This is a genomic window from Streptomyces sp. SS7, assembly GCF_037993025.1.
GTDB lineage: Bacteria > Actinomycetota > Actinomycetes > Streptomycetales > Streptomycetaceae > Streptomyces.
The window spans coordinates 3,585,450-3,604,930 of sequence record NZ_CP141223.1 but is presented as its reverse complement, the minus strand read 5'-3'; the positions used below and the strand labels follow the sequence as shown (position 1 = coordinate 3,604,930).

General features: G+C 71.1%; 18 protein-coding genes and 3 pseudogenes. 10 read left to right on the top strand and 11 right to left on the bottom strand.

The window, feature by feature from the left end; all coding sequences use genetic code 11:
* Positions 1-117 precede the first annotated feature (117 nt).
* Positions 118-1,158, top strand: coding sequence for an NAD(P)-dependent alcohol dehydrogenase (locus U5640_RS16405; protein ID WP_340376534.1), 1,041 nt, complete (start codon positions 118-120; stop codon positions 1,156-1,158).
* Positions 1,159-1,212: 54 nt separating this feature from the next.
* On the opposite strand, the gene U5640_RS16400 is transcribed toward U5640_RS16405, so the two are convergent.
* Complete coding sequence (locus tag U5640_RS16400; RefSeq protein ID WP_340376533.1) at positions 1,213-1,632, bottom strand: hypothetical protein; 420 nt, start codon at positions 1,630-1,632, stop codon at positions 1,213-1,215.
* 50 nt (positions 1,633-1,682) lie between these two features.
* The gene (locus tag U5640_RS16395) at positions 1,683-2,786 is read right to left on the bottom strand and encodes a serine hydrolase domain-containing protein (protein WP_340376532.1); all 1,104 of its coding nucleotides are present in this window, start codon (positions 2,784-2,786) and stop codon (positions 1,683-1,685) included.
* A gap of 140 nt (positions 2,787-2,926) precedes the next feature.
* Between U5640_RS16395 and U5640_RS16390 the strand changes: the two genes are divergently transcribed.
* Both U5640_RS16390 and msrA read left to right on the top strand, forming a co-directional pair.
* Positions 2,927-3,724 (top strand): carbon-nitrogen family hydrolase, encoded by a 798-nt coding sequence (locus U5640_RS16390; protein WP_340376531.1) that lies wholly within the window; start codon positions 2,927-2,929, stop codon positions 3,722-3,724.
* A 151-nt stretch (positions 3,725-3,875) separates the two neighbouring features.
* The gene (gene msrA, locus U5640_RS16385) at positions 3,876-4,388 is read left to right on the top strand and encodes a peptide-methionine (S)-S-oxide reductase MsrA (protein WP_340376530.1); all 513 of its coding nucleotides are present in this window, start codon (positions 3,876-3,878) and stop codon (positions 4,386-4,388) included.
* Positions 4,389-4,454: 66 nt separating this feature from the next.
* On the opposite strand, the gene U5640_RS16380 is transcribed toward msrA, so the two are convergent.
* Positions 4,455-5,582, bottom strand: coding sequence for a haloacid dehalogenase-like hydrolase (locus tag U5640_RS16380; RefSeq protein ID WP_340376529.1), 1,128 nt, complete (start codon positions 5,580-5,582; stop codon positions 4,455-4,457).
* A 330-nt stretch (positions 5,583-5,912) separates the two neighbouring features.
* Between U5640_RS16380 and U5640_RS16375 the strand changes: the two genes are divergently transcribed.
* Positions 5,913-7,973, top strand: coding sequence for a restriction endonuclease (locus tag U5640_RS16375; RefSeq protein ID WP_340376528.1), 2,061 nt, complete (start codon positions 5,913-5,915; stop codon positions 7,971-7,973).
* Between the two features lie 16 nt (positions 7,974-7,989).
* On the opposite strand, the pseudogene U5640_RS16370 reads toward U5640_RS16375, so the two are convergent.
* Positions 7,990-8,419, bottom strand: a pseudogene (locus tag U5640_RS16370) (RNA-guided endonuclease TnpB family protein); the annotation flags it as partial.
* A gap of 218 nt (positions 8,420-8,637) precedes the next feature.
* Here U5640_RS16370 and U5640_RS16365 point away from each other — a divergent pair.
* Positions 8,638-9,465: a DUF6585 family protein gene (locus U5640_RS16365; protein WP_340376527.1), complete on the top strand. Its 828-nt coding sequence runs from the start codon at positions 8,638-8,640 to the stop codon at positions 9,463-9,465.
* A gap of 44 nt (positions 9,466-9,509) precedes the next feature.
* A pseudogene (locus U5640_RS16360) lies at positions 9,510-10,632 on the top strand (hypothetical protein).
* A gap of 76 nt (positions 10,633-10,708) precedes the next feature.
* Here U5640_RS16360 and U5640_RS16355 read toward each other — a convergent pair.
* On the bottom strand, positions 10,709-11,626 hold the full coding sequence (locus U5640_RS16355) for an alpha/beta fold hydrolase (RefSeq protein WP_340376526.1): 918 nt from the start codon (positions 11,624-11,626) through the stop codon (positions 10,709-10,711).
* Between the two features lie 113 nt (positions 11,627-11,739).
* Here U5640_RS16355 and U5640_RS16350 point away from each other — a divergent pair, with 113 nt between their 5' ends.
* Positions 11,740-12,360, top strand: coding sequence for a TetR family transcriptional regulator C-terminal domain-containing protein (locus U5640_RS16350; RefSeq protein ID WP_340376525.1), 621 nt, complete (start codon positions 11,740-11,742; stop codon positions 12,358-12,360).
* Positions 12,361-12,460: 100 nt separating this feature from the next.
* A pseudogene (locus tag U5640_RS16345) lies at positions 12,461-12,616 on the top strand (DUF4291 family protein); the annotation flags it as partial.
* 65 nt (positions 12,617-12,681) lie between these two features.
* Here U5640_RS16345 and U5640_RS16340 read toward each other — a convergent pair.
* Entirely contained in the window at positions 12,682-13,275 is a 594-nt protein-coding gene (locus U5640_RS16340) for a DUF4291 domain-containing protein (protein ID WP_340385146.1), read from the bottom strand.
* Between the two features lie 123 nt (positions 13,276-13,398).
* Positions 13,399-13,659, bottom strand: coding sequence for a hypothetical protein (locus tag U5640_RS16335; protein ID WP_340376524.1), 261 nt, complete (start codon positions 13,657-13,659; stop codon positions 13,399-13,401).
* Between the two features lie 133 nt (positions 13,660-13,792).
* On the opposite strand from U5640_RS16335, the gene U5640_RS16330 reads away from it, so the two are divergent.
* Complete coding sequence (locus U5640_RS16330) at positions 13,793-15,316, top strand: hypothetical protein (RefSeq protein ID WP_340376523.1); 1,524 nt, start codon at positions 13,793-13,795, stop codon at positions 15,314-15,316.
* 111 nt (positions 15,317-15,427) lie between these two features.
* Here U5640_RS16330 and U5640_RS16325 read toward each other — a convergent pair whose 3' ends face one another.
* Positions 15,428-16,546 carry a hypothetical protein gene (locus U5640_RS16325; protein ID WP_340376522.1) on the bottom strand — a complete coding sequence of 373 codons (1,119 nt, stop codon included), beginning with the start codon at positions 16,544-16,546 and terminating at the stop codon, positions 15,428-15,430.
* A gap of 167 nt (positions 16,547-16,713) precedes the next feature.
* Here U5640_RS16325 and U5640_RS16320 point away from each other — a divergent pair, with 167 nt between their 5' ends.
* Entirely contained in the window at positions 16,714-17,868 is a 1,155-nt protein-coding gene (locus tag U5640_RS16320; protein WP_340376521.1) for a cystathionine gamma-synthase, read from the top strand.
* 29 nt (positions 17,869-17,897) lie between these two features.
* On the opposite strand, the gene U5640_RS16315 is transcribed toward U5640_RS16320, so the two are convergent.
* The 3 genes from U5640_RS16315 to U5640_RS16305 form a co-directional block, all read right to left on the bottom strand.
* Positions 17,898-18,146, bottom strand: coding sequence for a hypothetical protein (locus tag U5640_RS16315; RefSeq protein ID WP_340376520.1), 249 nt, complete (start codon positions 18,144-18,146; stop codon positions 17,898-17,900).
* Entirely contained in the window at positions 18,143-18,652 is a 510-nt protein-coding gene (locus U5640_RS16310) for an RNA polymerase subunit sigma-70 (RefSeq protein WP_340376519.1), read from the bottom strand. The genes U5640_RS16315 and U5640_RS16310 overlap by 4 nt, the downstream gene beginning before the upstream one ends.
* Positions 18,653-18,840: 188 nt before the next feature.
* Positions 18,841-19,350, bottom strand: a complete 510-nt coding sequence (locus U5640_RS16305; RefSeq protein ID WP_340385143.1) for a MarR family transcriptional regulator — start codon at positions 19,348-19,350, stop codon at positions 18,841-18,843.
* Positions 19,351-19,481: the final 131 nt, after the last annotated feature.

Sequence of the window (19,481 nt, the reverse complement as noted above, 5' to 3'; positions counted from 1 at the left end):
ACGGCAGACGTACGCAGAAGTGTGACCTGGGTGGATCCCCGCGGGTGCGGCACGCTGGACGCCGTACCGGCCGGAAGGCAGGCCGGGACGACAAACCCCCCCTAGGAGATCCCCGGCATGACCACCGTTGCCGCGTACGCCGTACCCGCCGCCAAGGCTCCGCTGGAGCGCACGACGATCGAGCGCCGTCCGGTCGGCGAGTTCGACGTCCTGATCGACATCAAGTTCGCCGGCATCTGCCACTCCGACATCCACCAGGCCCGCGAGGGCTGGGGCGAGGCGATCTTCCCGATGGTCCCGGGCCACGAGATCGCGGGCATCGTCTCCGAGGTCGGCCCCGGCGTCACCAAGTACGCCGTCGGCGACCGGGTGGGCGTCGGCTGTCTCGTCGACTCCTGCCGCGAGTGCGACAACTGCAAGGCCGGCCTGGAGCAGTACTGCACCGGCGGCGCCGTCGGCACGTACAACGCCATCGGCAAGGACGGCGAGCCCACCTACGGCGGCTACGCCCAGAAGATCGTCGTCGACGAGAACTTCGCCGTCCGCATACCCGACGGCCTCGCCCTCGACGTCGCCGCCCCCCTGCTGTGCGCCGGCATCACCACGTACTCCCCGCTGAAGCGCTGGAACGCCGGTCCCGGCAAGAAGGTCGCGATCCTCGGCATGGGCGGCCTCGGCCACATGGGCGTCAAGATCGCGCACGCGCTCGGCGCCGAGGTGACCGTGCTGTCGCAGTCGCTGCGCAAGAAGGACGACGGCCTGAAGCTGGGCGCCGACCACTACTACGCCACCAGCGACGAGCAGACCTTCCAGAACCTGCGCGGCACCTTCGACCTGATCCTCTCCACGGTCTCGGCCCCGCTGGACTTCAACGCCTACCTGTCGCTGCTGAAGCCCGAGGGCGCGCTGGTGAACGTGGGCGCCCCCGAGGAGCCGATCTCCCTCAACCTGTTCTCGGTGATCGGCGGCGGCAAGACCCTCGCCGGTTCCATGATCGGCGGCATCGCGGAGACGCAGGAGATGCTGGACTTCTGCGCGGAGCACGGCTTCGGCGCCGAGATCGAGGTCATCCCGGCGGAGGAGATCAACGACGCCTACGAGCGCGTGCTGTCGAGCGATGTGCGCTACCGGTTCGTGATCGACACGGCGACGATCTGACGCCGTAGGAGAGGGGCTTCGGGCGGGTGCGCCCGGGGCCCCTCTCCCGTCCCGTCAGCGCAGGCAGTCGAGCGCTCCGCCCGACGCCGGCTGGAACACCGACCACACGATCATGGCCTGGAGCACGAGCAGCAGGACCGCGGCCGGCAGCACCATCCCCGCCATCTGCACCGGTCCGCGCGGGCGGCGCGGCAGCAGCAGCCGCCGTCCGGCGAGCGCCACCGCCGCGAGGGTGGCGAGCAGCCCGGCGCAGGCCGCCGCATACATCGGCCAGGTGTGCGGCAGCGTACGGCAGGCGTCCAGTTCGGCGGCGGCGTGCCGGTCCTCGAACACGTTGAAGCCGTACGCCATCAGCACCCCGACGGCGAGCAGCACGACGGAGGCGGAGGAGATCCGCCACCCCTCGCCGGCCGTGCCGGTGCCGGGCCCGGTGACAGGGCCGGTGTCCAGGTCCGTGAGCGTGTCGGTACTCATGCCTCTCAGGATGTGCACCGGGCCGCGGAGGTTCCCCCGCCCTGCCCGGATCAGCCGCGCAGGCCCTTGAGCCCGTCGTAGACGGACATCACGACCTCCATCCCGCGGGTGTCCTGCGCCGGTTCGCGCATCTGGTTCGTCACGTACGCCACCGTCATCCGCGACTCGGGTTCGATCATCACCAGCGAGCCGCCCCAGCCGCCCCAGCCGATCGTGTTGCCGAACAGGCCGTAGCCGAGCCCCCAGCGCATCGACTGGTGCAGCACACGGTCCTCACCGTCGAACTGCTCCTCCTCCGCACGGGCACAGCCCGCCGGCGACAGCAGCCGCACCCCGCCGACCGTGCCCCCGCAGGCCACCACCGACTGGACGAGGGCGACCGAACGGGCGTTGCCGAAGCCGCTCGCGGCCGGGATCTGGGCCCGGCGCCAGGCCACGCTGTTGCCGTCCCGGACCCGCAGGGGGGTCCCGCCGGTGCCCTCGGGGGCGTCCGGCGCGCTCGCGGCGTACTCCTCGTCCCGTCCCGGCGGCGGCACCGTGAGCGCCACCCGGCCGTCGTGCTCCGCGCCCAGCCCCAGGTGGAAGTCGGCGCCCAGCGGCCCGGCGATCTCGTCGGCGAAGAACGCGCCCGGGGTGCGGCCGCTGATCCGGCGGACGACCTCGCCCACGAGGAAACCCTGGGTGAGCGAGTGGTAACCGGCCGCCGTGCCCGGCTCCCAGTCGGGCGCCCGCGCGGCCAGCCGGGCCGTGGCGGCCGGCCAGTCGTAGATCTCCGCCACCGGGCCGTCCCACTCCGGCAGACCCGCCGTGTGCGCGAGCAGGTGCCGTACCAGCACGCCCTCCTTGCCCGCCGCGGCGAACTCGGGCCAGTACCGGGCGACCGGTGCGTCCAGGTCCAGCTCTCCCCGGTCGGCGAGCACCAGCGCGCACAGCGAGGTCATCGTCTTCGTCACCGAGTAGACGTTGACGAGCGTGTCCCGCTGCCACGGCACCGTCCGCTCCGCGTCGGCGAACCCGCCCCAGACGTCGACCACCGCCTCGCCGTCGACGAACACGGCCACCGAGCCGCCCACGTCCCCTTCGTCCAGATACGCGGCCAGAGTTGTGGGCACCGCCGAGAACAGCTCGTCGTACGAGCCGTGGATGTCAGCCATGGGGGTATTAGCCCGCGCCGCGCGACGCCCGGCAACCGATTTCCGGGGCGCCGGGACCCCTCGGCCCCCTTTACCCTCATAGGGAACATATTTCATATATTTCCTCGTACCGTACCGAAACGGTCCCGGAGGTGACGGCCATGCGTGCCTCGCTGATCCAGCTGTCCGTGGACGCGTCGGACTCCGCCGACGAACGGCGCCGCCGGGCGGCTTCGCTGGTCCGCGACCGGGCGGGCGACGACCTGGTGGTGCTGCCGGAGCTGTGGGCGGCCGGTGCCTGGGCGTACGACCGCTGGGACCAGGACGCCGAAGGCGTCGACGGCCCCACCGCCGCCGCCATGTCCGGCGCGGCGCGGCAGGCCGGGGTGTGGCTCCACGCGGGTTCGGTCGTCGAACGGGACGGCGACGGGACCTTGTACAACACCGCGCTCCTCTTCGACCGCTCCGGCGACCTGCGCGGTCGCTACCGCAAGATCCACCGGTACGGGTTCGACACCGGCGAGGCGACGCTGATGGGCGGCGGCGACGACATCGTGGCCGTCCCCACCGAGCTGGGGGTGATCGGCCTGGCCACCTGTTACGACCTGCGCTTCCCCGAGCTCTTCCGCGGTCTGCTCGACGCGGGTGCGGAACTGATCGCGGTACCGGCGGCCTGGCCCGCGGCCCGGCTCACCCACTGGCAGCTCCTGACCCGCACCAGGGCCCTGGAGGAACAGGTCTTCCTGCTGGCGTGCTGCGCCACGGGCGCCCACGGTGCCGTGCGGCAGGCCGGCCACAGCATGATCATCGACCCCTGGGGCACGGTCCGGGCCGAGGCGGGCACGACGGAGCGGACCGTCACGGCGGACCTCGCGCTCGCCGACCTCACCCGCATCCGCTCCGAGCTTCCCGTCCTGCGCGACCGCGTCCTCGCGATCGAGGCGCCCGTACGACGGTGAGGTGCCGGCCCGCGTCGCAGTGGGCGGGGCGGCCCGGAATCGCCGGGGACCCCCGCGCGTTGAGACAGTGGCCGGGGGAAGCGCCGGTGAGGTACGAGCCGGACAGCCCGACGGGCCGAGGACCGAGCTGAACGACATTGGAGGGGCCGTAATGGCTGCGCAGACGCAGAGGGCCGTGCTGGCGGGCGGATGCTTCTGGGGGATGGAGGAACTGATCCGCCGGCTCCCGGGCGTGACGGCGACCAGGGTCGGCTACACCGGGGGTGACGTGCCGAACGCGACCTACCGCAATCACGGCACGCACGCGGAGGCCATCGAGATCCTCTACGACCCCGAGCGGACCGACTACCGCGCGCTCCTGGAGTTCTTCTTCCAGATCCACGACCCGAGCACCAAGAACCGCCAGGGCAACGACATCGGCCTGAGCTACCGCTCGGCGATCTACTACGTGGACGACGAGCAGAAGCGGATCGCCGAGGACACCATCGCGGACGTGGACGCCTCCGGGCTGTGGCCCGGCAAGGTCGTCACCGAGGTGGAGCCGGTCGGCCCCTTCTGGGAGGCCGAGCCCGAGCACCAGGACTACCTCCAGCGCTACCCGGACGGCTACACCTGCCACTTCCCCCGCCCGGGCTGGCGACTGCCGAGCCGTACGGAGGGCTGACGCCCGGCCCCGGCCGGCCTCGGCCGGCCGGGGTGGGTCGTGGTGCGGCCCTGGTGCGGCCGTGGGTCAGCGGATCTCGTCCGGCTTGACCACGAGCCAGTTCTTGTCGGCCGTCACCGGCTGGCCGAGCTCCTCCTGACGGGCCGCGTTCGCCTTCTGCATGGCCTGGATCTGCGTGAGGTACTTGTCCTTGCGGTTCACCCAGATCCTGGCGCCGCCGTGTTCCACGTCGGTGGACTGGAAGAGCATGGGGCCGTCGCTGACCGGCGTGTCGCCCGCGACCAGGATCGGCTTGCGCCACTGGTCGATGTACGTGCTGATGGCGGCAGGCTTGCCCTGGAACCAGGTCAGCGGGGCCCACAGGGTCGGGGTCAGCTTGTCGTCGGCCAGCTCGCGCGGGTCGTAGCGGCCCTCGGCGATCTCCTTGCGGGCGGTGGTGAGCTTCCCCGTGGCCGGGTCCTTGAGCAGCATGGAGACGCCGATCACGTTCTGCGGCTCGGCGCCGTAGCCGTGTGCGGGGTCGGACAGCACGTCCCGGACCAGCTCCTCGCCGGCGGCGCTGACGACGTAGACCTCGATGCCGTTGTCCCGCAGGACGTGGTACAGCTCCTGCATGCCCCGGTAGAACTGCGGCGGCTGCACCTGGGTCTTCGTCAGCCGGTCACCGTCGTAGTACTCGGCCGGGACGGGCTTGCCGTACGCGAGGAGGTCGTCGACGTACCCCTTGAGCTGCTTCAGCGTGAATCCGGAGAAGATCTGGGCGACCCAGGGGTAGCAGACCTGGTCGTCGATCTCGCAGAGCCGGTTGTAGTAGCTGTAGAGGCTCTCCTTGTGGTGCTTCGTGTCCTTGAAGGGGATGAGCCTCAGGGACGGGTCCATCGTCGAGCGCCTGAGCTTGCCCCGCATCTCCAGGTAGGGGAGCAGGGACTCCTCCAGGTCGTAGCGGTAGGTGGTGTTGTCGGCGTCGAAGACCGCGTACTCGCCCTGGTGGGCGTGGTCCGCGATGACCTGGCCGAGCTTCTCGGCGACCGGAGCGGGCCAGTGGCGCAGCTGGTCCGCCACGGCCTTCCCGTCCGGGCCCGCCGCCGTCGCTTCCTGGGGCGGCCAGAGCCCCACGACGCTCGCGATCAGCAGCGCCGCGAGTGCGCTCCCCACCGCCGACAGACCGAACCGTCTTCCCCTGCGTGCTGCCATCTGGCCTCCCTGGTAACGAGGTCCGAACACCGGGCCGTCCGAACACCGCGTCGAGCGCGGCAATCATGAACCCGTCATTGCTTGATACGCAACATGCTGCGCGATACGAAATTGTCCGCGGGGTTCTGGTTACCCGTCAGTCACGTTGACCTGCGGGGACGGCTGAACGTGTGCGCGATCGTGTTCGCCGATCGTGCTCGGCGATCGTGTTCTTCGACGAGTGGATAGGCGAGACACTGATTGCTGGCTAGAGTCTTCTGATTACACCTGGTTGTGGGGACAACCGGGGCGCCTGTCGGCTGCCAACGTCCTGGGGAGGGCCTGCAGCACATGAGTCGTCGCTCTACCGGTCTCGTCGGCGTCTGGGCCGAGATGCAACGGCAGCAACAGCGCCAGCTGGAGGCCGAAGCCAGACGGCATAGACAGCAGGAACAGCAGGCGCGCGCCTACCAGCGGCGAGCTGCCCAGAGCCACCGCGAGTACCGGCAGGCGGAGGCCCTGCGGCGCACCGAGGAACTGGACGCGCAGGTCGCGTCGTTGCAAGGTCTCCTCGCCTCGGGCTGCCGGGCGCCGGCCTTCAGAGCCGCCTCTCTGCTGCGGCCCGAGGTGGTCCGGCCCTTCGCTCCGGGACCGCTGGCGCAGCCCGTGCCCATGCCGGACTTCCGGCACTACGACACGCAGAGCGGCTGGACCGCGAATCGCCGGGCCCAGGCGCAGGCCGACGCACGCGCACGCTTCGAACGGGACCGGCAGGCGGCGCAGGCGGCGGAGGCCCATCGGCAGCGGCAACTGGCCTCGTACCAGCGGGAGTACCAGCAAGGCGTCGACGCTCAGCTGGCCGACGTACGGCGCCACAACGCCGGCGTCGCCGCGATCACCGAGGGCGTCAGGCGCCAGGATCCCGATTCCGTGATCGAGTACTTCTCCGCCGCGCTCTACGCCTCGACGGCGTGGCCGGAAGGCTTCCCGCGGCAGGTGGCGGCGGCGTACGATCCCGCAGCGCGTCAACTGGTGCTGGACTGGGAGCTGCCCGGGTACGGCATCGTGCCGGAGGTCAAGGCCGTGCGCTATCTGTCCGGCGTCGACCAGGACAAGGAGACGCCCCGTCCGGTGGGCCAGCGCCGTGCTCTGTACCGGGAGGTTCTGGCGCAGTGCATGCTGCTCGTGCTGCACGAACTGTTCGCCGCGGACGAGCTGGGCGCCCTGGAGTCCGTGACCCTGAACGGGTTCGTCGACGGGCACGACCCCACGACGGGCCGACCGGGCCACATCGTTCTCGCGACCGTCATGGCCCCGCGCTCGTCGTTCCGCGAACTGCACCTGGCGCAGGTGGACGCGGGCAGTTGCCTGGCCGACGCCCTGCGCGGCCAGCTCTCGGCCCGACCGGACCAACTCGTACCGGTACGGCCGAGCAGACGGCCGCAGGATGTCGGGAACCGCGTCGTCGCGCACGGCGGCGACGAGGAACCCGACCTGTTCGCCATGGACCCGATCGCCTTCGAGGATCTCGTCGCCGACCTCTTCCGGGCCATGGGGATGCAGGCGGTGACCACCCAGCGCTCCAACGACGGGGGCGTGGACGTCGACGCACTGGATCCGACGCCGATCCGAGGCGGAACGATCGTCGTGCAGGTCAAGCGCTACCGCAACACGGTGCCGCCCACCGCCGTGCGTGACCTGTACGGAACCGTGCAGGACGCCGGCGCCAACAAAGGTGTCCTCGTGACGACGTCGGGGTTCGGCCCCGGCTCGCACGCCTTCGCCAACGGCAAGCCGCTGGAACTCGTCTCGGGCCCCGAACTCGTGGACCTGCTCCACCGTCATGGGCTGCGTGGGCGGCTCGGTGACGGCGGCCGGCAGGCCGCGGCGCGGCCGACGCCCGCCGCGCCGGACACCCGGCTGCCCGACGACTACAACGTCCTCGGCATGTCGTGGAGCGGAAGCGTCGCCCTGGACGTGTGCGCTCTCGTCTGCCGCGGCAACCGGGTCCTCAGCGACGACCACTTCGTCTTCTTCAACAACCCGCGGACGCCGGACGGCTCGGTACGCGCTCTGCCCGCCACGGCGCCCGACAAGGCCGCGATCTGTGTCTCGTTCGACGGACTGCCCGGCGAGGCCGACCGGTTCGTCCTCGTCGCGGCCGTCGACCCCGAGGCCAACCCGGACGCCGACCTCTCCGGTTTCACGGACGCCGGCATCCGCCTGCTCGACCCGGGCCTGACGGAGCTGGGCCGACTCGACGTCTCCGACGGCCGGCCGGGCGAAACCGCGTTGGTGCTCGGCTCGTTCCGCCGCAGGGCGAACGGCGACTGGGACTTCGTCCTGGGCGGCAAGGGCTACACGGGCGGCCTGGAGGAGCTCGTACAGGACTTCGGCATCGAGGTGGATTGACGTGCTCCCTGGCCTGAAGTCCAGGGATTCCGGCCTGGGTCGTCTGACCCTTCCGGGGGGCTTCCTGCTTCACCGCGCTGTGCGGGCACGTGTGCCCGTCTTACCGGCGCTCCACAGGCGTTTGGCGTCTCCACCCGTCCGGCGGCGACGATTCGACGTCCTTCGAAGAGGACGTTGCGGGCTGCGTTGTGGTCGCGGTCGTGCACGGTGCCGCATGCGCTGCACGTCCACTCGCGGACGTGCAGCGGCTTGGGGCCGTCCCGGAATCCGCAGGCCGAGCAGACCTGCGAGGACGGGAAGGCCCGGTCCACCTTGGCGAAGGTGCGGCCGTGCCGAGCCGCCTTGTACTCCAGCATGGACACGAACGCGGACCATCCCGCGTCGTGCACGGACTTGGCGAGCCGGGTGCGCCCGAGACCGGACACCGCGAGGTCTTCCACATACACGCCCCCGGGGCGCAGGGGACGCGGCCGCGGCCGCCGTCCCGGAGGACGTCATCAGGACCCAGCTGGACAAGCTCGGCAAGTCGGCGGCGTCCGAGTGAGCGGCGACCGTCTACCGCTTTCCGGCCAGGCGCCGTAGCATCGCGATGATGTTTTGAACCGTCAACTAAGCCTGTCCGCAGGCCTGTTGTGGCACAGCTGGGTGTGCGGGGGGAGCGACGATGGCGGCTCGAAACCTATGGGACGAGATCCCGACGACCGTGCCGGGAGCGGCGGCGGAGCGGCAGTTGGGCGCGGGCCTGTACGCCTTTCGCTCACGGACCCGTTCGGTGTCCTGGTGGGCCGCGTTCATGCTGTCGCTGGTCACCGCGTTCTGCGTGATGATGATCTTCACCATCAGTGAGGAGAGCGAGTGGACGAACGCGATCCTCTTCATGATTCTCGGCGGGTGCTCCTTCCTCGGGGCGATCGCCGTCCCCCTGGCCGCATGGTTCAAACCGGTGGAATGGTGTGCCGTCTTCGAGCACGGCGTCGTGTACCAGGACGGCGCGCGGTCCCCGATCGCCGGTGCCTGGGACGAGATCACCGGATGTCAGCGACACGCGACGGACCTCGTGCGCAACGGGGTCACCATGGCCACCACGCATTCCGTGTACGTCCAGATGCCGGCCGGCAACTTCATGGTGTCGGGCGACACGTCCGACGCGCGAGAGATCGGCGCCCTGATCGCGAACGGCTGGGCCACGGTCCGGAATCGGATGGCCCAGGAGGACGCCACGGCCCGCATGGCCGAACTCGGAGAGTCGTTGCAGAGCGGCGGGCGGGTGGCGTTCGGGCCGTTCACGGTGAGCCTGGCCGGGCTGGAGCACGGGGGCACCGTCATGGACTGGAAGAGGATCAGCGAGGTCGAGCTGATGGGGTCGACCATCTGCGTGGTGGTGATCGGTGAGCGCAAGCCCGTCCGGGTGCCGGTCTCCGAGGTGCCGGACGCCGTTCTGTTCCTCACCGCGTCGGACGCCTTGCGGAGGGCCTCGCGGCAGACCGGGTGAGTCGCGGGCCGGCCCGCGCCACGCCAGGGGGAGCTCGTTTGGACATGTTCGCGTGTGCCGGGTGCGGCACGGAGCTGACGGCGCCGGTGTCCCGGGTCGCCCTCCCCGTCCACACCCACCACGGGAGGTGGGAGGAACTCCACCCTGCGCTGATGGACCCCGCGACGTACGCCGTCGACCCCCGTCCCACCGGACCGCCCTGGCGGCCGTGGAAGGAGGTCGGAGCGGACGAGTCCGCTCGGCAGGGCGTGTACGCGCCGGTGTACTCCGTCTCCTTCGGCGCGCGGAACAGGATCGTCATCGCCCCCGGCGACTCGCGGTCCATGGCCCTGATCCCCGACAGGTGCGAAGGCTACTGCCGGGGTGTGGACGGGCGGGCCGGTCCCAACCTGGCGTGCGAGGGGTGCGGGCGGGCCGTGGCAACCCGCATGGACGACTGCGGACTGTGGCAGACGGTGTGGCTCGAGCCCGACGCGGTCGTACGCCGCTTCTCGGCACTCCGGGCCGGTCCGCCTCCTGACTGGGGCGATCTGCAGCGCGCCGAGCATCGCGTCCCTCCCGTCGAACCCGACGGGTCGTGGAGCCGTCGCTGGGAGGCGGCGGTCGGAGTCGCCCTGGCCCATCTCGTGGCGGTCACCGAGGACCGCCCGGTGCACCTGCCCGCCGGTCCGGTCGCCGAGCTGCTCGGCCACGCCGTCGGCCGGTATCTCCCCGCCGGCCCCGGGGCCCGGTCCGTGGGGCTGCCCGGCCCGGGGGCCCGGCCCGTGGGGCTGGCCGGATCGGGGGCTCGGTCCGTGGGCCTGGCCGGCCCGGGGATCCACCTGCCCCGGGCGCGTCCCGATGTCCTCCTCGTCCCTCGCCATCCCCTCACCGGGGCGTCCTGGCGTCCGCCGGGCGACGAGGGGGCCGTGGTGCCGCTGGACAGCGGGGTTCTGGGCGTACCTCGTCGACCCGGGCGAGATCTCGCCGACGCCCGCGACCGGGCGCCTCCCCGAGGGCGTCCTGCGCGACGACTACCCCCAGCCGCCGCGCCCCTGGCACCCGCTGACGCCCCATCATGGCGCCTTCCAGGACACTCTGGTCCGGCTGCCCGCCGTACGCGCCCCCCGGCTGCGGAGGTATCGCGACGCTTACAGCCAAGCCGTTTCGCAGGTATCCGCGGGCTGACCCGTCTTCGGCGGAGGTGCCGGGAGCCGGTCGCCGGTTCGAAGGCGGCAGCCGGCCCCGTTCGGGGGCGCGCCCGTCAGCCGATCGAGTCCATGAAGCCCAGCATCCGGCTGTTGACCTCGTCCGCGTGGTCGATCTGGGGTCCGTGACCGGTGTTCGAGAGGATCTCGGCCCGGGCGCCCCGTATCAGCCGCGGCACGCGCTCCACCTGCCGCGCCGGATGCACGAGAAGGCTGCGTTTGCCGAGCAGCAGATAGAGCGGGGTGCGGATGGTGGACAGTTCTGCCTCGGACAGCGGCAGGGGAGCCGGGCGGCGAATGCGGTAGGCGCGGACGCCCGTTCTGATCATCGCGCGCAGCTGCGGCACGACGAGGACGGGCTGCTCCAGCCAGGCCGCCAGTCGTGGGCGCAGTGCCGCGGGCGCCGAGGTCGCGAAGAGGCTGACGAAGATCCAGACGAAGAAGCGCAGGCCGACCTTCTCGAGGCCGCCGGGGTCGAGCAGCGTGACCGAGGCGAGGCGTGCGGGCTTGCGGTGTGCCTGATTGAGGGCGAGCCATCCTCCGTAGGAGGAACCGACCAGATGGACGCGGTCGAGGCCGAGCCCGGCGAGGGTCTCGTCCAGCCACTGCGCGGCACGCTCGGGCTGGTGAAGGGGCTCACGCTGATCACTGCGGCCGGGGTCGCCGGGTGTGTCGATCGCGTAGACGGTTCGCTCGGCGCTGAGCGCCGGAGTGTTCGGATACCACATCGCGGAGCAGCTGCCGGCGCCGTGCACCAGGACCACCGGGGTACGGCGGGAGTCGGCCGGGTCGCCCGGGCCGTACCGATAGACGTGCGTCGTCCCGAAGCTGGTCGCCACGTCCTCCTGGGCGACAGCGGGCGCACCCATGGCGTAGACGGCGTCGCACGCGGAGAAGTAGCGCTCACGAAGGACGTCGCTCACATACCGCCCCACATCGGGCCGCAGCCGTTCGCCGGTCGTGGTCCTGGGCACGGGGGTCCCCCTTCGTCGTCAGCTCGATCGTGGTACGACCGTACCATGAAAATGATACGGCTGTATCATGAAAATGGCCGAGCGACAGGGCGGACGGACGAGAGGCGCAACCGATGCCGAAGCGCGTGGACCACGCACAACGACGAACCGAGATCGCCGAGGCACTCGTCAGGGTCGCGGGACGGCGCGGGCTGCACGCCGTGGGGATGCGCGACGTGGCGGCCGAGGCCGGAGTGTCACTGCGGCTGGTCCAGTACTACTTCGAGACCAAGGAGAAGCTGTTGCTCTTCGGGCTGCAGCATCTGACGGAGAGGTTCGGGGAGCGGGTCGCCGCCCGGGTTCGAGCCGCCGGGAGCGGAGCCGCCGGGAGCGGTCCGGGCCCCCGCGCCGTGATCGAGGCGCTCCTGACGGCGGCGCTGCCGACCGACGACGAGAGCCGCACGTTCCACTTCCTCTACACCTCGTACGCCGTCCTGGCCGTGACGGACGAGGCTCTGGCCGCCCAGCCCTTCATCGCCAGCCCTGATGCCGCCGAGGACACCCTCACCGGGCTCCTCCGGCAGGCACAGGAGGCCCGTCTCGCGGGGGCCGGAATCGACGCGAGAGGCGAAGCGGCGGCCCTGCTCGCCATGTCCGCCGGACTGGGCACCGGCATCCTGGTCGGCCAGCGCAGCCCGGAGTCCGCGACCGCGATCCTGGATCTTCACCTGAACCGGATCTTCCAGGTCGACTGACGGCTCGCGGTGGCGGCGGCGCGGTGACGGGGTGGTGCGCGGCGAGCACCTGCCGAAAAGCCGGTGGCCACCCGAGCCCACCGAATCCACCCTGTACGCCATGGAAGAACCGCACCGCAGGATCCGCGCACTCCACACGATGTCCACGATCACCGTCTACCGGGCGTACTCCCCGGAGATCGGCCTGCCCGCCATCTGCGACGGCCGGTTTCCCGCCGCGTGGAAGCCCGACCGCATGACGTGGGTCATCAAGCCAGGTTCGCAGACCTTGGCCGGCATGTGGCCCGCGGGTGGTGCTGGCGGTGGTGCCCGCATTGCCGGTCAGGGAGACAGGTGGGCAAGAAGTTCTGCTCCAGCGGGGTACTCCTGCTCCTGGGGGAGCAGTCGGGCAGCTGAGTCCAGTTGCCCGTCCCTGACGAGTGCGCGGATCTCGTGGGCGAGCGGAGTCACATCGCTGATGGACACGATCCACTCGTCCGCGTAACGCGACGATGCCTCACCCGAGAGCCCCAGTTGCAGCGAGCGGTACGGCAGGGGATGCAGGTGCAGATCGCGTTCGGGATCCCACTGCACACGGGCCGGTGCGCGCTTGAGGTCACGCTGCCAGGTGCCGCGATCGGGATGCAGTCCGCGGACGTAACTCGACAGGCAGGCATGGCGCAGCGCCCAGTCGAAGCCGTCGCGAGTGATCTCGACGGCGAGGACGGTCTCCTGGCTCTCCTTCGTGCCCCAGCCGGATCGGTACATCATCCACAGGAAACTGGGCTTGATCCACGTCATGCGGCCAGGCTTCCACGCAGCCGGAAAACGGCCGTCCCGGATGGCGGGCAGTCCGATCTCGGAGGAGTACGCCTGGTAGACGGTGATCGTGGACGCCGTGTGGAGCGCGCGGATCCTGTGGAGCGGTTCTTCCATGGCGTACAGCGTGGGCTCGGTCAGCTCAGGTGACCACCGATTTTCGAGCCGTTGCCCGATCCGCTGCAGCACGTCGGCCGCAAGCGGCAGGCGGTCGCCCGGGCGGGCCACGTAGCTCCGGGGTCAGAACGGATGTTCCTCCGTGGGGGCTCCCGGAGCAGGTCCGGCGATCGCCTCGCCGTGTTCGGTGAGCAGAGTGCCGACGCCATGCGTAACGACGTTCGTTGGATCGGTCGACGGCATCCCTTGGAGCACGGCGTCGGACTCGTCCACCATTCCCGGCATCTCTTCGACACCGTCCCAGGACAAGGCGAGGAGCACCGCATCGCGCCCGGTGACCGCCTCACGTGAGCCGGCCCTCGGCAGCCGGCAGCGGTTCTCCATCGGTGTGCGCCCGTACGCCCATCGCTCGATGGCGCCGCCGCCAGGGTGACCTCACGGACTTCCGGCGGGTGACCGAGGAACCCCCCACGGCGTGGTGAGCCCTGTACGACATCCCGTTCGCTACCCATGTCCCATGACCTCATTCGTCCCGCGTCGGCGTCCGGCGGTGCTCGCCATGTCCGCCGCCGCGCTCCTGCTCGCGCCCTGCGCAACCGCCGCCGAGACCTCGGCCGCGTCAACTCGGCCACCTCTTTCCCACTCCTCTGCCCGGGGCGACGGGCAACGGCCTGCCGCAGGCCAGGTCGGCGGACAAGCGGCCCGGTTCAAACGCCAGCTCACGAAGTCCGGCTATGTGTCGCAGTCGGGCACCGAGGCCGTGTTCGACCTGGACAAGCGGTACTGCGAGGGCGCCGTGTTCAGCGCCCTGTGGGCCAATCCCCAGTCGCCCTACATCGTCACCAGACTGCCCGAGGTGCAGGGCCAGGCACCCAACACCAATCCGCCTGTGACCTGGCGCCTCCGCCAGGACGAGGCGGTCGTGATGATCGGGAGGACGCCGCCGCCGGAGGCGTACTTCTCCTTCGACGTCACGATGATGAAGGGCGCTCTGCCCACCGGCCCGCTCCTGTGGCCCTCCGTGGGCGACCCCGTCAACAACAAGACGGTGCGCACGACCGGCTCGACTCCGTACGATCGCCCGTTCGCCCTCGTGGTCACCGGGCACAGGCAGACGCGGGCGAAGGTGAACAAGATGCTGGCCGCCTCCGGTCTGCGGGGCGCGATCAACAACATGACCATCCCTCCAGCGATGTTCCGCCTCGGCCTCGACAAGCGCTCCGACCAGTTCCTGATCGGAATGCGTACGGCCGTGCCGAAACGCGGCTACGAGAAGGCCCTCGACGACTACCGTGCCGCGCCCCCGATCCAGGTCTTCCGCGTACGGCCCAAGAGCGGGTCCTCGAATCAGACCAAGCCGGTGTACGCACCCGATCCGCTGCCCGTCCCGCGGCTGCGGGTCTCCGGGACCGGGGCCACCGAACTGAACCTCAACCCGTCGCTGCAACTGCTGCGCCGCCGGATCATCAAGGCCCACCCCGGGTACAAGGTGAGCGAGCTGGTGGTGCGGCGCGGCTTCGAGGAGTCGTATCCGGGCTTCCAGCAGAAGCTGCTGACCGACCCGCCCGTCACCGGGGTGGACGCCCTCTCCAACGACGCCGACGACCCCATCACCCCGAGCTTCAAACTGCCCAACGGGTCCTTCCTCGTCGCCTACGGCACGAACCATGTGAGCACCCGGCAGGCGTCCTACTCGAGCATCACGCTCTACGGCGACCCCAAGGCGGCCGTGTCACTGACGTCCAAGAACCACGAGGAGCTGCGCGGCAGCGCTCACCACTACCTCTCCGACAAGGGGAACGCGGACAAGTTCTACGCCTGGACGTTCAGCCGCGCCGGCCAGAACGGGCCCACCGGACGGTACGTCACCCAGCTCCCGTCCACCGGCGCCGACTACTGCGCGCGGTTCGGCCTCCACCGGCCCGTCGACACGAGCATGGTCCAGTTCGCAGCACGCGTCTACATGCAGCCGGGGACCCACACCCGCCCGGCCTTCTCGTCGCTGCTCATGGACCGGATGCTTCTCTTCACACCGAAGTAGGCCCGGACCGAAGGCGGGTCCGGGTCCTCTCGGAAGGCCACGGACCCGCCTTGCAGTCACGTCCTGCCGGGCCGCACCCCGTCCGCATCCGTCCGCGTCACCCCGCCCGCGTCACTGCGGGAGCGTCGCCGGGCTGCCTCCGTTCGCCTCGTAGCCCGCCACCGCCAGCGCGCGGTAGACCGCGAACTCGCCCGCCGGGTCCGGGGAGAGGGTCCACGGGAGGGCGCCGACATGGCCGTCGACGTGTATCAGCTGGTTCATGGCCTCGGCCCAGCGCTCGCTGCGGACGAGGAAGAAGATCAGCAGATGGCGGACGTGCGCCAGCATCGGGTCGTCGGGGCGGGCCGCCTGCACCGAGAACAGGGCGCCGTGGATCGCCTTGGTCACGACCTCGCTCTGGTAGAAGCTGCTGACCAGGTTGACCTCGGGGAGGTGTTCGAAGACCCCGAACAGCGGCATCGCGGCGAGCAGCGAACCCCGGGGTGCGCGGGCCGCGGCCGCCTCCGCGAACGAGGTCGCCAGGTCGCGCGAGCCGTGCCACTTCTCGCACCAGTAGTGCAGGGCGGCCAGATGCGCGCCCATGTGCGCGGGGGCGCGGTCCAGGATCTTCAGCCACAGCTGCTCGAACTCGGCCTGCGAGTAGTGCAGACCACGCGCCACCGACAGTTCGACGATGTACGGGACCGGGTCACCGGGGGAGAGCAGCGCCGCCTGGCCGCAGGCGTCCTTCGCCTCCTCCATGATGATCCGGAAGTCGTCGGTGCCCGGCGTCGAGGTCCGCCAGGCCTGCTGGACCAGGAACTCGGCGTGTACCGCGGCGCCGCCCGCGTCCTTGGGCGCCTCCGTCCGCCACACCCGCAGCCACTGCCCGCCCGGTGCCTCGCTCACCCCGCCCGGCCGCTGCTGGAGCTCCAGCGCGGCCGCGCCCGCGAAGGCCTGCACCCGCTGCCAGCGCAGTTCGCCCTCGATCTCCGTGCCGGCCAGCAGCTGCTGGGCCGCACGGTAGTCCTGGGTGTGCTGCACCACGTCCAGGACGTCCAGCAGGTCCTGGTCGGGGCCGGGCATCCGGATGTCCAGCTCCTCCGTGCGCACGAAGCCGTAGTCGGCCGGGTCCGCGGCGTCCGGGTGGCCCGCCGGGACCTGCTCGATCATGCCGCGCCGACGCCGCAGGAACGGCAGCAGCACGAAGCTGATCATGATCAGAGCCATCAGGACCCAGAGAATTTCCATGTCTCAAGCGAACCAGACGCCGCCGACAATTGGCCAACCCCGGCCCGTCAGCCTGTGGAAAAACGTCTCTCCGGGTCGGGTGCGAGGCCCGGCCGCCCGCTGCCCGCCGCCCGGCCGCCGGGCGGCCGTCCGGCAGCAGTCCCGCGAGCGCACTACGCTCGGTGCCCATGAGCGACAGGCACATCAGTCAGCACTTCGAGACCCTCGCGATCCACGCGGGCAACACCGCCGATCCCCTCACCGGCGCGGTCGTCCCGCCGATCTACCAGGTGTCGACCTACAAGCAGGACGGCGTCGGCGGCCTGCGCGGCGGCTACGAGTACAGCCGCAGCGCCAACCCGACCCGCACCGCCCTGGAGGAGAACCTCGCGGCCCTCGAAGGCGGCCGCCGAGGACTTGCGTTCGCTTCCGGACTGGCGGCCGAGGACTGCCTGTTGCGTACGCTGCTCAGCCCCGGTGACCACGTGGTCATCCCCAACGACGCGTACGGCGGCACCTTCCGCCTCTTCGCCAAGGTCGTCGCCCGCTGGGGCGTGGAGTGGTCGGTCGCCGACACCAGCGACCCCGCCTCCGTCCGGGCCGCGATCACCCCGAAGACCAAGGCCGTGTGGGTGGAGACCCCCTCCAACCCGCTGCTCGGCATCACCGACATCGCCGCCGTCGCCCAGATCGCCCGGGACGCGGGCGCGAGGCTCGTCGTCGACAACACCTTCGCCACGCCCTACCTCCAGCAGCCGCTGGCGCTCGGCGCGGACGTCGTCGTGCACTCCCTGACCAAGTACATGGGCGGCCACTCCGACGTCGTCGGCGGCGCGCTGGTCACCGCCGACCCCACGCTGGGCGAGGAGCTGGCCTTCCACCAGAACGCGATGGGCGCGGTCGCCGGGCCCTTCGACTCCTGGCTGGTGCTGCGCGGCACCAAGACGCTGTCGGTGCGCATGGACCGGCACAGCGAGAACGCCACCAAGGTCGCCGACATGCTGACCCGCCACGCGCGCGTGACGCAGGTCCTCTACCCGGGGCTGCCCGAGCACCCCGGTCACGAGGTCGCGGCCAAGCAGATGCGGTCCTTCGGCGGCATGGTCTCCTTCCGCGTCACCGGCGGCGAGGAGGCGGCGGTCGAGGTCTGCAACCGCGCCAAGGTGTTCACCCTCGGCGAGTCGCTGGGCGGCGTCGAGTCCCTCATCGAGCACCCCGGCCGGATGACGCACGCCTCGGTGGCGGGCTCGGCGCTGGAGGTGCCCGCCGACCTGGTCCGGCTCTCCGTGGGCATCGAGAACGTCGACGACCTGCTCGAGGACCTTCAGCAGGCCCTGGGCTAGCCCCACCGCGCGGCCTCCCCGCGCGGTGGTCACCAGCCGGTGACCGGTGGAGTCGTCTCCGAGGGCGGCTCCACCCAGGGGCGGACCGTGGCCGCCCAGACCACGAAGGCCACGGTCGCCGCGAACAGCAGCAGCCACAGCAGCCGCAGCGCGATCGTCCGGCGCCGCAGCATCCGGCCGCCCAGCCGGAGCACGTCCGCATGGAGATCGGCCGGCACCCGCGGCGTGGTCCGCTCCATCATCTGCCGTACGGCGGCCTCCCGTTCGGGCCGGTTCACGAGGTGGCCGCCTTCGCGCTCACGCGCGCGGGGGCCGGCCCGCGCGGCGGGTGCAGCAGGAGCGTGGTCGCCCGGTCCACGATCAGGTGGATGCGGTCCGGGGGCAGCCCGAGCAGCGCCGCCACCTGCTCCTCGGCGACCCCCTCGTGCAGCCGCAGGACCAGGACGAGCCGCTGCTGGGGGGAGAGCACGGCCAGTGGGCCGGCGGGCCGGGCACGGGAGCGGCCGAACGGCAGGCCGCCGTACCGGTACCAGGTCCCGCGCGCGAAGCGCACGGCCAGGCACTCCCGCGCGTGGTTGTACGGGTCCTCCCCGCGCAGCCGGTCCCAGCACGCGTACGTGTGCGCCAGGGCGTGGGTCAGCAGGCGCCGCGCGCGCGGGTTGTCCTGCGCGGTCTCCGCGGTGAGCAGGGTGGCGGTCCGCAGCAGCCGTCCGCCCGCCCCGGCCGAGAACGCCGCGAACTCCCGGACCCGGCGGGCTTCCTGGACCGTACGCCTCTCTCGCATCCCCAGCCTCCCGCCTGCCGGCGCCCCCTGGAAACGGCTCCCGGCGGAGCACGCGTACGGCACCGCGTACGGCCCGGGGGACCCGGTCTCATATGAGGCCAGGCGTGGGCTTTCGGTCAAGAGCCGCGCACGCACCGTATGCATGACGCGTCCGAGGGCCACGCACGCACGCGTGCGTGCGCCGGTGCTCAGGAGGCGGCGGGTGCCGGCTCCGTGCCCGGCAGGCCCTGGGCCGCCATCCGGGAGGACAGGGCGACGTTGAAGCGGGTGAGGAGGGAGCAGAACGCCTCCCGCTCCTCCGGGGCCCACTCCTCGGTCAGCTCGGCCATCAACTGCCGCCGGGAGGACCGCACTTCCTCCAGTCGCGACTGCCCGCGCGGGGAGAGCTGGAGCACCACGGCCCGTCCGTCCTCGGGGTGCGAGGTCCGCTTGACCAGGCCGGTGTCGACGAGGGGGGCCACCTGCCGGGTGACGGTCGAGGAGTCGATCCCCATGCTCGCCGCGAGCGCCTTGACGCCCATGGGGCCTTCCTTGTCGAGACGGTTGAGCAGCAGGTACGCGGCGCGGTCCATGGAGTTGCGCACCTGCCCGACGCCGCCCAGGCGGGTCTGTTCGGCCCGGCGTGCGAAGACCGCGACCTCGTGCTGCAGCGTGTCGAGAAGACCGGTGTCACCGACGGTCGTCATGTCCATCGACATTTCAGGTGTTGTGGGCATGGCCGGGGGCTCACTTCATGAAGGGGGTGCTGTCAGGAATGGGGGACAGAGTACGCGGCCGGAAGCCGGGCCGTACCGGCGCTGCGCAAACCGGTCTCGGTGGTTGGTCACAG

What these genes read in the sequence shown, in the direction of transcription:
- U5640_RS16405 (WP_340376534.1), top strand. Translation starts at nt 118, where the DNA reads ATGACCACCGTTGCCGCGTACGCCGTACCCGCCGCCAAGGCTCCGCTG.
- U5640_RS16400 (WP_340376533.1), bottom strand. Translation starts at nt 1,632, where the DNA reads ATGAGTACCGACACGCTCACGGACCTGGACACCGGCCCTGTCACCGGG.
- U5640_RS16395 (WP_340376532.1), bottom strand. Translation starts at nt 2,786, where the DNA reads ATGGCTGACATCCACGGCTCGTACGACGAGCTGTTCTCGGCGGTGCCC.
- U5640_RS16390 (WP_340376531.1), top strand. Translation starts at nt 2,927, where the DNA reads ATGCGTGCCTCGCTGATCCAGCTGTCCGTGGACGCGTCGGACTCCGCC.
- msrA (WP_340376530.1), top strand. Translation starts at nt 3,876, where the DNA reads ATGGCTGCGCAGACGCAGAGGGCCGTGCTGGCGGGCGGATGCTTCTGG.
- U5640_RS16380 (WP_340376529.1), bottom strand. Translation starts at nt 5,582, where the DNA reads ATGGCAGCACGCAGGGGAAGACGGTTCGGTCTGTCGGCGGTGGGGAGC.
- U5640_RS16375 (WP_340376528.1), top strand. Translation starts at nt 5,913, where the DNA reads ATGAGTCGTCGCTCTACCGGTCTCGTCGGCGTCTGGGCCGAGATGCAA.
- U5640_RS16365 (WP_340376527.1), top strand. Translation starts at nt 8,638, where the DNA reads ATGGCGGCTCGAAACCTATGGGACGAGATCCCGACGACCGTGCCGGGA.
- U5640_RS16350 (WP_340376525.1), top strand. Translation starts at nt 11,740, where the DNA reads ATGCCGAAGCGCGTGGACCACGCACAACGACGAACCGAGATCGCCGAG.
- U5640_RS16340 (WP_340385146.1), bottom strand. Translation starts at nt 13,275, where the DNA reads ATGGAAGAACCGCTCCACAGGATCCGCGCGCTCCACACGGCGTCCACG.
- U5640_RS16335 (WP_340376524.1), bottom strand. Translation starts at nt 13,659, where the DNA reads ATGGAGAACCGCTGCCGGCTGCCGAGGGCCGGCTCACGTGAGGCGGTC.
- U5640_RS16330 (WP_340376523.1), top strand. Translation starts at nt 13,793, where the DNA reads ATGACCTCATTCGTCCCGCGTCGGCGTCCGGCGGTGCTCGCCATGTCC.
- U5640_RS16325 (WP_340376522.1), bottom strand. Translation starts at nt 16,546, where the DNA reads ATGGAAATTCTCTGGGTCCTGATGGCTCTGATCATGATCAGCTTCGTG.
- U5640_RS16320 (WP_340376521.1), top strand. Translation starts at nt 16,714, where the DNA reads ATGAGCGACAGGCACATCAGTCAGCACTTCGAGACCCTCGCGATCCAC.
- U5640_RS16310 (WP_340376519.1), bottom strand. Translation starts at nt 18,652, where the DNA reads ATGCGAGAGAGGCGTACGGTCCAGGAAGCCCGCCGGGTCCGGGAGTTC.
- U5640_RS16305 (WP_340385143.1), bottom strand. Translation starts at nt 19,350, where the DNA reads ATGTCGATGGACATGACGACCGTCGGTGACACCGGTCTTCTCGACACG.